Source organism: Collinsella aerofaciens, from assembly GCF_039752955.1.
GTDB classification, from domain to species: domain Bacteria; phylum Actinomycetota; class Coriobacteriia; order Coriobacteriales; family Coriobacteriaceae; genus Collinsella; species Collinsella aerofaciens_BI.
On sequence record NZ_JBDMHB010000021.1, the window covers coordinates 23317 to 35776 of the forward strand.

A 12460-nucleotide genomic window follows, 5' to 3' on the forward strand; every position below is an offset into this window, starting at 1 on the left:
CTCCTACTGCTCTTGCCCCAAGCGGACAAAGTGGGAAAAGTCGTTGGCGGCCACGGCGTCGTACACGGCGTCGACGGCCTCAAAGACCTCCGGGGACATGGGGTTGTAGAACTCCGTATCGCCCGGCTGAATCCCTATGAAGACGATATCTTCGCACGATTGCTCAATCTCTTCGATCAGAATCGACAAAGGGAGCGAATGCGTGGTGAACATCGACTTGCGGGCCACGTCACGTTTGTCGAGCAAGCGGATGGAACCGACGGGCAGCGCCATGTCGGCGGCATCGACCAAAACCAAACGCGGCGGACGCTCGCGCTTGACCTCGATGATGTCATCCTCGGGCGTTTGCCCGCCGTCGATGGTGTACCAACCGGCGATGGGCGCGTCCTCCATCTTTTTGGAGAGCACGGGGCCGGCGGCATCGTCGGCACGCAGCACGCTTCCCGCCGTGAGCACGATACCCGCAAACGGGGCGCCGTTCACGCGGCCATCCACAACGCAACCCATTACTGCAGCCTCCCCGTCAGATACACGCCCGACACATCGCGCACGCGCTCAACCAGATCGCGAAACTTCATTAAGAACGCGACCTGCTGGGCATGCAGGCCAAAGTCGTCATCGAACACCGAGATGCCGGCCTTGGCCGACCCGCGAAAACCGCGCTCGTCGAGCAGCGCATCGCAGGCCTCGAGCAGCGACGGCACCGCCGCCTTGTCAAGCTGGCACTCGCCAAAGGAACGGATGGCCTCGAACTTGGTCTTGGCCTCCCCCTCCGGCAGCGCGTCGACGAGCGAATAGAACACATCCACCGGCACCGACAGGCGCGGCTCAAAGCAATCGAGCACGCCGGTGTGGTGGCCCACGGCGAGCGTGTAGTACAGCACGTCGCAGGCCTCCTGGGGAACGTCTTCCTCGGTCTCCACAAACTTACGCGTGAGCTCGTAGAAGACCACCTGGTCGGGCGTATGGCCCAGGCAGGGGTCGGCGACGCCCTCGGCGGCCTCGTCGCTTGCGCGCGAGGCATCGCCAAAAGAGCCGCCGAGCATACCGGGGCCCGCAAAGTAACCAGAGCGGTCCGTGAGCTCCATCTAGCGACCTCCGGCCAGCACCAGATCCTGCAGCGCCGAGTACACCTCGACGCGGCGCGGATCGTCCTGCTTATCGATGAGCAGCGCCATGGCACCGCGGATATCGCCCTTGGGCGCGCCCTCGAGCGTATCCATAAACTCATTGGCCAGGTCGCGGCCGTAACGGTAGCCGCTCATGGCGCGAGCTTCGCGCTCGATGGCCACGCGCAGCTTGTACGGCACGCCGGGGTGCAGGATATCGGCCTGCTCGCCGGCGGCCTCCACCGTGGTCTCGGCATGGAGCTTTTGGTCCAGCAGACCGAGCGCCATGGCAAAGCCGTAGACGGTCTGCGCGGGGCTGGGCGGGCAGCCGGGGATATAGACATCGACCGGCAAAATCTTGTCCGTGCCGCCCCAGACGCAGTAGTTATCGTAGAAGATGCCGCCGGTGCAGCCGCACGCGCCGTAGGACACCACGATCTTGGGATCGGGTGCAGCCTCAAAGGCGCGCAGGGCCGGCATGCGCATGGCACGCGTCACGGCGCCGGTGTACAGCAGCACATCGGCGTGACGGGGCGAGGGCACGACCTTGATGCCAAAGCGCTCGACGTCAAAGACGGGCGTGATGGAACCGAAGATCTCGATCTCGCAGCCGTTGCAGCCGCCGCAGTCAACACGGTAGACGTACACCGAGCGCTTGATCTTCTTAAGAAGGGTCGCCTTGGCCTTCTCAATGCTCTCGTCGAGCTCGATCTTGGTCGGGCGGTACTGAAGCCGCTCGGGCAAAAGCGTGGGTTCGGCCATGGTTACTCCTCCTTCGTATCAAAATCCATGATGATGCCCTCGACCGGCGCAGGACCGGCAGGAATCTCGGGCGCATCGGGGTTGAGCTCGCGGTCGATATACTCCGGGTTCACGCCGTGGCCGCCCAGATACTCCATGCCGGGGCCCTGGGGCTCACCGGACGCAAGCGTCTCGTTGGCAGCCATGCCGGCAGCGTTGCCGGTCTTTACGGCCGAGGCGGCGCGCAGGGCGTCGAGCTCGCGCTTGCACTCCTGGCACATACCGACGGTACGGGCAGCCTGCTCGGCCTCCATGCCGCCGGCCTTTTGCAGCAGGCGCTTTGCGTAGTCGATCTCCTTGTGCGGGGCAAACGGCTTGCCGCAGCGCGAACAGTGCTCGAGCGTGTAGACGCTCTTGCTGGTGAGGTCGTCCTTGCTCATGACGGCCAGCTCAAACTCCTCGGTGAGCTTGATGGCCTCCATGGGGCAGGCTTCCTCGCAACGGCCGCAAAAGATGCAGCGGCCGTAGTCAATCGACCAGGTAATGGTATCGGCCGCAAGGTCGGTGTCCATGCGAATGGCATCGGCCGGGCATGCCACGCCGCAGGCACCGCAGGCGATGCAGAGCTCGGCATTGTGCTCGGGCTTGCCGCGCATGTCCTTGTTGGTGGGAAACGGAGCAAACGGGTACTTGACTGTCGCGTCGCCGGCCTTGGCGTTAACCTTCCAAAGCTTCAGCATATTAGAGCGCCTCCTCATCGAGCGGAGCGGCCGTGGTGCCCTCGCCCGCGAGCGGCGACTTGTCGCGCCAGACGTTCTCGAACTGCTCCTTGTCGAGCACGTGGTCGCGCTTGGCGGCGACATCGGTCACCGTCACGCGGTCGGTGCAGGAGTAGCACGGGTCGAGCGAGCCGACAATCAGCGCCGCGTCGCCCACGGTGTTGCCGCGGAACATGTAGCGCAGGACCGGCCAGTTGCTGTACGTGGCGGCCTTGGCGCGCCAGCGGTAGCACTTCTGGTTATTGCCGAGCATGGCCCAGTGCACGTCCTCGCCGCGCGGCGCCTCGGTGGCGCCGATAGCGTACTTGTGCGGGGTGTACTCCCAATCCGTGGTGAGGATGGGGCCCGACGGGCAGTTCTCGAGCATGGTCTCGATCATGTCGATCGAATCGTAGACCTCCTGGATGCGAACGGCGGTACGGCCGAAGGCATCGCAGGTGTCGGCCGTAGCGGCGTGCATCTTTTGGACGTCCGGATCAGCGTAGCCGTCGAAGGGATGATCAAAGCGCACGTCGCGGGCATAGCCCGAGCCACGCATGAGCGGGCCGACCGGCGAGAAGTCGCGTGCGATCTTGCGGTCCAAGATGCCGATGCCACTCGTACGCTCAATAAAGTTGGGCGTGGAGAGCAGCACGTCGACGAGCTCCTGGACCTCGGAGCGCAGCTGGTGGATGGTCGTGAGCGTGGAGAGCTTCTGCTCGGCCAAAATGTCGCGACGCACGCCGCCGATCACGTTGAGACCGTAGGTCTTGCGGTGACCGGAGAGCTTCTCGGCCAGGTCCATAGACTTCTCGCGGACGCGGAAGAACTGCTGGAAGCCGGAGTCGAAGCCGGTGTAGTGAGACGCCAGGCCAATGTTGAGCAGATGCGAGTGCAGGCGCTCGACCTCAAGCATGATGGCGCGGATGTACTGGGCGCGCGGCGGGACATGAATGCCCTGGGCGCGCTCGACGGCCTCGGCATAGGCCACCGAGTGAGCACAGCCGCAGATGCCGCAGATACGGTCGGCGAGGAACGTCACGGCGTCATAGTTCAGGCGCGTCTCGGCGACCTTCTCCATGCCGCGGTGCACGTAGAACAGACGGTAGTCGGCGTCGACGATCGTCTCGCCCTCGACGAACAGGCGGAAGTGGCCAGGCTCGTCGGAGGTAATGTGCAACGGGCCCATGGGGACGAGCGTCGTCTCCTTGCCCTTGGTATCGGCCAAGAACTCATAGTTTTCCATGTCGCTCGCGGGAGCGGGACGGAAACGGTAGTCCATGGAGTCCTTGCGCAGCGGGTACAGGCCGCTGGGCCAATCGTCGGGCAGCACCAGGCGACGACGATCGGGAAGGCCCTCGGGAATCAGGCCGAACATGTCGCGCAGCTCGCGCTCGCCCCACACGCAGGCGGGGACGAACGGCGTCACGGACGGGAACGTCATCTTGGCGGGATCGACCTCGGTGCGCACGGTCACCCAGCCGGGGTCCTCCCCCTCCATGGAGATGACGTAGTACACGGCGTAACGGCCGCACAGGCTGCGCTCATCGTTGCCGATGATCACGGGAATCCAGCCATAACGCTCGTAATACAGGTAATGGACGGCCTCGGGCAGCTTGTCCTGCTTGACGGTAATCGTCAGCTGGTCCTCGCACTGCCACTCGACCTTCTCGATGCAGCCCGGAACAGCGCGGCGCAGGGCCTCGACATGGCTCTCGCAGCGACGGGCGTAGACCTTCTTTTCAGGTTCTGCCATGGCGCTAATTCACCTCGCTTGTCTTGGTCTGGGAGCTAAACACCATGCGGTAGAGAGGAACCTCGTGGAGCTCTTCGACGCTCTGGTTCAAAACGACGGACGTGGCATCCTCGACGCCGCTCGTGATGGCGACCGGCGTGGCGATACCGAACCACATGACCACGATCGCAAGGGCAATCTCGGGGATGATCATGAGGGCGGGCACCTCGTGGCGCTTCATGCCCTCGGGCGCCTTGCCGAAGATGGACTTCAGCGCGATGCCGGTAAGGGCAAAGTACACGCCGGTGAGACCGATGGCCACGAGCACGACCACCCAGATGGGACCGGACTGGACGCCGGCCACGAAGGTGAGGAACTCGGAGATGAACAGGGCGAACGGCGGGAAAGCGGCGAGCGCGAGCAGAGCGACGATGGTGAGCGCGGCCGTGATGGGCGCGATCTCGACGACGCCCTTGATCTTGTTCAGGTCGCGGGTGTGGTAGAGGTGCTGGATGTTACCGGCCATGCAGAAGGCGAGCGCCTTGGTGAAGCCATGGAAGATGCAGTGCAGCAGACAGGCGGCGATACCGAGCGGACCACCGATACCCAGGCACAGTGCGACCACGCCGACGTTATCGACGGAGGAGTACGCGAAGCGGCGCTTGATATCGTCCTGCTTGAAGATGCACAGGGCGGCCACCAGGATGGACAGCGTGCCCAGGATGAGCAGGAGCGTTCGCGGATAGGTGTCGCCCACCGTGATGATGGACAGGGAGTAGAAGCGGATGATCACCAGCATGGCGCACTTGAGCAGCACGCCCGAAAGCAGCGCGGAGACCGGGCTCGGAGCCTGGGAGTGTGCGTCGGGCAGCCAGGTGTGCATGGGGAACAGGCCCGCCTTGGTGCCGAAGCCGATGACGATGAACGCGAACGCGAGGCGCACGAGCATCGGGTCGAACTGGTCGGCGTAGGGCATGATGGAGGTAAGGAACGCGGCCTCATGCGCGTTGGGCATGATATCGGCGGCGTTCGCGTAGATGAGCAGTGTGCCGAACAGGCCGAAGGCCACGCCGGCGGTGCAGACCATCGCGTACTTCCAAGACGCCTCGAGCGCCTGCTTATTCTTGTAGATGCCCACGAGGAACACGGTCGACAGCGTGGTGGCCTCGACCGCCGCCCAGGTGAGGATGATGTTGTTGGACAGGCAGGCGAGCAGCATCGTAAAGACGAACAGGCTGAACAGCGCGTAGTACTGCTTGGCGCGCTCGGCCGGCATGGTTTTCTCCTCGATATCGATCTTGATATAGGAGATGGAGTACACGCCGGTGATGAACCCGATGATGCCTACCAGAAGGACGAAGATCGACGAGAGCGAATCGAGATGGAGCCACAGGCCCAAAGCGTCGATATTCTGCCCGCTCGAGAGCATGGTTCCCGCGGTGACGACCGAAAGGACGAGGGTCGCCGCGACGGAGATGGTGTTGAGCCCCGCGAAGACGTTGTAGGACGTCATCTTGGGGAGCGCAGCCATGACCAGGGAGAACACGAGGGGACAAGCGAGCAGGGCGACCGTCAGCATTGAAACATCCATGGCCTACCCCTTCAATTCGGTCAGGTCGTGCGAGTCGAGCGACTTGGTGTCGTTCCAGATCCTCACGACGACGGCGGACATGATGATGACGGCGAAGATGGCGTCGGTGGCGATACCAATCTCGATGATCTCGGGGGCCGTGGGCGCGAGCAGGGCGAGCGTCACGTGGCTACCGTTCTCCATAAGGCAGTACCCGAAGATCTGCTTGAGGATGTTGCGCTGCGAGATGATGCACGTGAGGCCGACGAAGAAGTGCGCGAAGCTGATGGCCAGGGCCGGAGTAGCCACCTCGGCGGTGGGCAGGCTCAGGCGCGTGACCACCGCGAAGCAGATGGCCACCTCCAGACCGGTGAGGATGATGGTCCAAGCCGGCTTGATGGAGGAGGTCAGCGTGCTATCGGCAGGCGAACCCATCTTCTTGTAGGCACGGTTGAGAATGAACGGAACGAGGATCACCTTGGTGACGAAGGCCGACGCGGCCCACATGAGAAGCTCGGTGGCACCGGTGGTGAGGCCCAGGGTGAGCAGCACGCCCACCAGGACAACCGACTGGATCGCGTACCACTTGATGGCGGACGGGATGGTCTTTGAGACGACCACCATGGTGGAGGTCACGATCAGAAGACCGCCCAGGATATTGACTAACGAATAACCCATGTCCTACCTCCTAACCCATCCAACTAGAGGACAGAGGACCGGCGACGACGACCATGATCATGAGGACGACGAACACGAACGCCATGGCACGCGGAAGGGGCTGGCCGGCGGCCACGGTCTCGCTCGGCTCACCGGGCAGGACCTTACCCATCCAACGCAGGAACCATGCGAAGGTGGCGACGGTCTCGACGACCATGACGCACACGAGGACGAAAATGACCGTGTTGGTAGCACCAACCGCGAAGCCACCGGAAATGATCTGGAACTTGGAGAAGAACGTGCTCATGGGGGGCACGCCGGCGATAGCGGTCGCGGCGACCGCGAAGCCCACGCCCGTGACCGGGTACTTCTTCATGAGGCCCTGGATCTTGGGCAGCATACGGGTTCCCAGCGTGAAGCTGAGGGAGCCGGCGATGAGGAAGAACAGGGTCTTGGTGAACGCGTGGTTGAAGATGTGCTCGACGGCGCCGTTGAACGCCATCTGGCTTCCGAACACGGAGAGGCCCAGGCCGAAGAACACGTAGGCGAGCTGTGCGATCGTCGAGAAGGCAAGCAGGCGCTTCATATCCTTCTGGGGCAGGTACATGAGGAAGCCGAAGAGCATGGTCACAACGGCGTCGATGATGGCGACCCAGCCGACGATCTCGGGGATATCGCCGGCGCTCGCAAGAGCGCGGGCGAACACGCACACGCCGACCTTAACCATGGACGCGCCATGGAGGTAGGCGGAAACGGGCGTGGGGGCCTCCATTGCGGAGGGCAGCCACATGTAAAGCGGGAACTGGGCGGACTTGGCCCAAGCGGCGAACAGGATGAGCAGCAGCACGACGGTCTTCATACCGGCGTCGAGCTGAGAGATCGCGCTCAGCGCGAACGTGCCGGTTCCGGCGAACAGGAAGGCCGCGCCGATGTAGAGTCCCAAAGCGCCGATGTGGGTGATGATGAGCGCCTTCATACCGGCCTTCTTGGCCGTGGGCGTCATGTAGTAGCTGATGAGGCCCCAGGAGCACACACCGGTGATCTCGAAGAAAACGAGCTGGCCGACGATGGTGGAGCTGTAGGCGAGACCGGCCATGGCGCCGATAAACGTGGAGAAGTACACGTAGAAGCGGCGACGGGGCGCGTCGGGATGCTCCTTGTTCTTATCGCTCATGTACGGGAACGAATAGATGACGACGAGCAGACCGATAGTGACGAACGCGGGTGCGAGCAGCGTGCTCATCCGGTCGAAAATGAAGCCCATGACCAAGGTCTGGCCCATACTCGCCCAGGTTACATCGACCGCGTTCATGCCGTTTCCGGCAAACGTCGCAGCCAAGCCAACGGAAGCGACCGTGGCGATGCCGCCGGCGAAGGCGCAGATCCATTTAGCGTAGGGACGCGGCAGCATGACGATGAGCAGGGAGCCCAGCATGGGGACGGCGATCGCCACCATGGCAAAGAGGGACAAGCTCAATTCGATTGACATAGTTTCTCCCTTCTCCCTACACGCCTACGACAACGAAGACGAACGCGAGGACCGCGATGCCGACGACGGCCCAGGTCTGGTTACCGAGCACCTTGAAGCGCGAACGGGAAACGGAATTCTCGAGCACGCCGCAGACGACGAAATCGACCAGGCACTTGACGAGGAAGACGACGGCGCCCACGAGAGCGGTGACGCCGATGGTCGCGGGCTCTCCCCAGGGGATGAAGATGGAGGTGAACCAAGCGACGACCACGACCTGCTTCATGCCCATGGCGAGCTTCATCATGGCCAGGGACGGGCCGGAGAGCTCGGCGAGCGGGCCCTCCTGGAGCTCCTGCTCGGCTTCGGCCTGATCGAACGGAAGCTTGCCGAGCTCCATGTAACAGGCGGCCGCAAAGGCGACGCCGGCGAGGATGACGGCAACGACGCTCGAGACGTTGCCCGTAACGATGTGCTGACCCATGGTCGCAATGTCCGTGGAGCCGCACACGATGGCGACGGTAAACAGCGCGATGAGCATGGACGGCTCGATGAGCACGCTCATGAGGAGCTCGCGGATACCGCCGAAGCCCGCGTAGGCGTTGGAGGAATCCACGCCGGACAGCGCGAAGAAGAAGCGGGACAGCGCGAGCGCGTACATGATGGTGATGGCGTCACCGAAGACGGGCATGGGGCTCTCGAGCGTGAACATGGGCAGGCCCATGGCGAGCATGAACGACACCGCGAGGAACAGCGGCGGCATGATGCGCAGCACGAAACTCGAGTCGGAACTCACGGACTCGGGACGCGCCATGAGCTTCGCGAGGTCCCGGTAATCCTGAAGGATGGACGGACCGCGGCGATTGTGCATCTTCGCGCGAATCACACGGGCGAGGCCGGAGAAGAAGGGCGCGACCAGCATGGCCACGAGGCCCTGCGCTATCGCAAGAACGATGTTCATAATATCCTCTCCCCTCTCTAGACCATGACCACGGCGAGCATGAGGAAGACCACGAGCGCCGCGACGATGTAGCAGATGTATACGGAGTAGTTGCCGCCCTCGATCTTGGAGGCGAGGCCGGCCAGCTTGTCGGCACCCTCGCTCGGTGCATCGACCAGGAAGCGGTCGGGCAGGGGCTCGACGCCCTGGGCGACACCGGTGAGCTTCTGGAACACGTGCGCGATGGACCAGCAGATCTTGGTGCATACCTCGCGCAGGGTATAGAGCGGGCCCATGAAGAGCTCGACGTCGGACGCGAAGCTCGTGGCGACGACGGGCATGTGCTCGTTGGGCTCATAGCCACACGCCCAAGGGTCGGTCTTCTTAGCGGGGGCCTTGGTGCCGAGGCAGGACCTCAACGCGAACGCGAGGCCGGTGAGGACCACGAGCGCGATGGCGATCGCGGGGGTGGAAGTAGCGGCACCGGAAATCTCATTCACGAGAGAGACGCCCGAGGTGGCTGTGACGGCGGAGCCGGAAAGCACGCTCTGGGCGACGTCGCCCAGAACCGGGGCGATGACGGGAGAGCCAATTCCCAGCACCACGCAGATGGCCGCGAGGAGCATCTGCGAGAACAACATCGGAGCCGGGGACTCCTTGGCGTTCGCAGCCTCCTGGGAACGAGGGCTGCTCGCGAACGAGACGCCGTAGGCCTTCACGAAGCACGTGACGGCCAGGGCACCGGTGATGGCGAGGGCGGCCGCGGAGGCGACGGCGAACACCATGACGACCGGGTCGGAGAGCGTCGAGATGTTGAACAGGGACTGGTAGGTAAACCACTCGGAAACGAAGCCGTTGAGCGGCGGGATGGCCGAGATGGCAAGGGCACCGATGAGGAAGCAGACGGCCGTGACCGGCATGCGGCGGAACAGACCGCCCATCTTCTCCATGTTGCGCGTACCCGTGGCATAGAGCAGGGAGCCCGCGCCGAGGAACAGTTCGCCCTTGAACATGGCGTGGTTGAGCGTGTGGTAGAGGGCGGCCATGAGCGCGATCGTCGCGATGACGTCGTTGCCCAGGGCGTGCGCCGTCATGGACGCGCCGACACCGAGCAAGATGATGCCAATGTTTTCGACGGAGTGGTAGGCCAGCAGGCGCTTGATGTCGTGCTCGTGGAGAGCGTAGACGACGCCCAGGACCGACGAGATGGATCCGAACACCAGGACCATGAGGCCCCACCAGAGCTGGACGCCCGAACCCGCGAGCAGGTCGAGACCGACCTTGAGGATTCCCAGGATGCCGATCTTAATCATGCCGCCGGACATGAGGGCGGACACGTTGGACGGCGCCTCGGGGTGCGCCTGGGGCAGCCAGGAGTGCAGCGGGATGATACCGGCCTTTGCACCGAATCCGAAGAACGCGAGGACGAAGCACACGGAGGAGACGGCGGGTCCAAAGTCATGCGTACGGAAATCACTGAAGCTGAAGGAACCGCCCACGCCGTTGGTCATGAGCAGGAAGCTCGCCATGATGAGGACGAAGCCCACGTGCGCGATGACGAAGTAGAGCCAACCGCCCCTAATGGAGTTCTTGTTCTCCTCGATGACGACAAGGAAGTAGCTCGTAAGCGACATGAGCTCAAAGGCGACCAAGAACCAGAACACGTTGTCGGCCGTGATGACGAGCATCATGGAGGCGACGAAGGTGTTCATGAAGAAGCCGGCGCGCCCGACCTTGCCCGGGTACTCGTCGAAGTAGGACAGACCGTAGATGAAGCCCGCAAAGGCGAGGATCGAGATGAGGACCACGATCAGGCCCGCAAGGCCGTTGAGCAAGAGCTCGAGACGGGCGAACGGGAAGAAGAAGACCGTGTTGAGGGACGTAACGTCGCCAAGCACGGCCTCGAGGCCCGCGATGAACGACAGCGCGGCCGCGACGGCGCCGATCAGGCAGCCGGCGGTCTTGGCGGCGTTATCGGCGCGAATCAGCAGAACCGAGGCGAGCGCACCGATGCACGAGACGGCAAGCGATGCGATAAACAGCGTCATGCTATCCATTGTTTACGCTCCCTTCTGCTTTCTCGGACAGACCCTGGGCCACAGCCGACACGTCGACGGCAGGGCCGTTCTGAATCGAACGCAGGCGCTTGGCCTCGTCGAGTTCGCGATCCGCCGCGCCGCCCATGACGGTGAGCGCCTTGGTGGGGCAAGCCGCCACGCAGTGCGGACCCTCGGGGTCGAAGGCGCACAGGTCGCACTTGACGGCACAGGTGTACTGGCCGGGCGCCCACGTAAGCAGGCTGCTCAGGGACTTAGGGTACGAAGGCGTCGGGTCGCACATGCCTGCGACACCGGCAATAGACGTGCCGTCCGGATGGATGGCGCCGAAGGGGCACGCGATGGCGCACAGCCTGCACCCGATGCACTCCTGCTCCTTAACGTGGATGCGGTCGCCATCGTGCTCGATGGCGTTCACCGGGCAGACCTCGGCGCAAGGGGCACCCTCGCAATGGTGGCAGGCCAGGGCGGCCGAGATGCCGCCGGTCTTCACGAGCGCCAGACGCGGCGTGTCCTGAAGACCCTGCATCCGGTGGGCATCTGCACAGGCGGACTGGCATGTTCCGCAGCCGATGCACCTCTCCGGGTTGATATCGATGAAGCGGTTCATCCCCACTTCCTTTCAAAATAACGGGCCGGGCTCCCGAACGTACGGGACGCCCGGCCCAAAAAGCCAACGAGAACGGGACTACACGATTTGGTTCACGTGCGTCTCGTCGTCGAACTTGGCGGCGCCGGGCTCAACGTCCTGGGGAGCGGCGGCGTCCACCAGAGCCTGCTTGAGCTCGGTGTACTGACGCTCGACCTCGCCCTCGGCCCAGACCTGGTCGGCAATGGCGTCGACCTGGCAGGCGGAGAACTTGTCCTCGGGCGTGTGCGAGACCGGATCGACCTTGTGAATGGTCAGCTCGTTGCACTTGCCGATCCACCACTGGTAGGTCATGTAGACCGTGCCCTTGTTGATGCGATCGCTCACGTCGGCGCGGCTGTATACCTGGCCACGGCGGCTGTGGATCGAGACGATGTCGCCATTCTTGATGCCGCGCGCATCGGCGTCCGCGGGATTCATGCGGACAAAGCCGGGCTCGTCGGCGAGCAGCGCCAGCGTCTTGCAGTTGCCGGTCATCGAACGGCAACTGTAGTGGCCGACCTCGCGGACGGTGCACAGGATGAGCGGGTACTCATCGTCGGGAAGCTCGGAGGGCGCCTCCCAGTCGTGCGCCATCAGGTTGGCGCGGCCGTCCTTGGTGGTGAACTTGCCACCAGCGAACATGTCGGGCGTACCGTGGTCGTTCACATCGGTGCTCTTGACCGGCCACTGGGCGTAACCGCCCTCGGGAGCCATCTTCTCGTAGGTTGCGCCCACAAAGTTGGGGCACAGGCTAATGCACTCGTTCCAGATCTGCTCGGTGTTGTCGTAGTGCA

Annotated in this window: 12 protein-coding genes; all 12 read right to left on the bottom strand. The window is 63.5% G+C overall.

What is annotated here, in order from left to right; all coding sequences use genetic code 11:
• Positions 1–3: 3 nt before the first annotated feature.
• On the bottom strand, positions 4–507 hold the full coding sequence (gene hycI, locus ABHR75_RS06120; RefSeq protein ID WP_346963886.1) for a hydrogenase maturation peptidase HycI: 504 nt from the start codon (positions 505–507) through the stop codon (positions 4–6).
• Positions 507–1088, bottom strand: coding sequence for a formate hydrogenlyase maturation HycH family protein (locus tag ABHR75_RS06125; protein WP_346963887.1), 582 nt, complete (start codon positions 1086–1088; stop codon positions 507–509). The genes hycI and ABHR75_RS06125 overlap by 1 nt, the downstream gene beginning before the upstream one ends.
• Positions 1089–1871 carry an NADH-quinone oxidoreductase subunit B family protein gene (locus ABHR75_RS06130; protein ID WP_006234107.1) on the bottom strand — a complete coding sequence of 261 codons (783 nt, stop codon included), beginning with the start codon at positions 1869–1871 and terminating at the stop codon, positions 1089–1091. It abuts the gene before it with no gap.
• 2 nt (positions 1872–1873) lie between these two features.
• Positions 1874–2590, bottom strand: a complete 717-nt coding sequence (locus tag ABHR75_RS06135) for a formate hydrogenlyase complex iron-sulfur subunit (protein ID WP_124786290.1) — start codon at positions 2588–2590, stop codon at positions 1874–1876.
• 1 nt (position 2591) lies between these two features.
• Entirely contained in the window at positions 2592–4364 is a 1773-nt protein-coding gene (locus ABHR75_RS06140; RefSeq protein WP_346963888.1) for a hydrogenase large subunit, read from the bottom strand.
• A gap of 4 nt (positions 4365–4368) precedes the next feature.
• Positions 4369–5934, bottom strand: coding sequence for a hydrogenase 4 subunit F (locus ABHR75_RS06145; protein WP_346963889.1), 1566 nt, complete (start codon positions 5932–5934; stop codon positions 4369–4371).
• Between the two features lie 3 nt (positions 5935–5937).
• Positions 5938–6591 carry a hydrogenase 4 membrane subunit gene (gene hyfE / locus ABHR75_RS06150; RefSeq protein WP_035138044.1) on the bottom strand — a complete coding sequence of 218 codons (654 nt, stop codon included), beginning with the start codon at positions 6589–6591 and terminating at the stop codon, positions 5938–5940.
• Between the two features lie 10 nt (positions 6592–6601).
• Positions 6602–8059: a hydrogenase 4 subunit D gene (locus ABHR75_RS06155; protein ID WP_346963890.1), complete on the bottom strand. Its 1458-nt coding sequence runs from the start codon at positions 8057–8059 to the stop codon at positions 6602–6604.
• Between the two features lie 16 nt (positions 8060–8075).
• Positions 8076–8999: a respiratory chain complex I subunit 1 family protein gene (locus tag ABHR75_RS06160; RefSeq protein ID WP_346963891.1), complete on the bottom strand. Its 924-nt coding sequence runs from the start codon at positions 8997–8999 to the stop codon at positions 8076–8078.
• Between the two features lie 17 nt (positions 9000–9016).
• Positions 9017–11035 (bottom strand): hydrogenase 4 subunit B, encoded by a 2019-nt coding sequence (gene hyfB / locus ABHR75_RS06165; protein WP_346963892.1) that lies wholly within the window; start codon positions 11033–11035, stop codon positions 9017–9019.
• The gene (locus tag ABHR75_RS06170) at positions 11028–11645 is read right to left on the bottom strand and encodes a 4Fe-4S dicluster domain-containing protein (protein ID WP_346963893.1); all 618 of its coding nucleotides are present in this window, start codon (positions 11643–11645) and stop codon (positions 11028–11030) included. The genes hyfB and ABHR75_RS06170 overlap by 8 nt, the downstream gene beginning before the upstream one ends.
• Positions 11646–11723: 78 nt before the next feature.
• Positions 11724–12460 (bottom strand): molybdopterin oxidoreductase family protein (locus ABHR75_RS06175; RefSeq protein WP_346963894.1); only part of this gene is annotated, 737 nt, incomplete at its 5' end.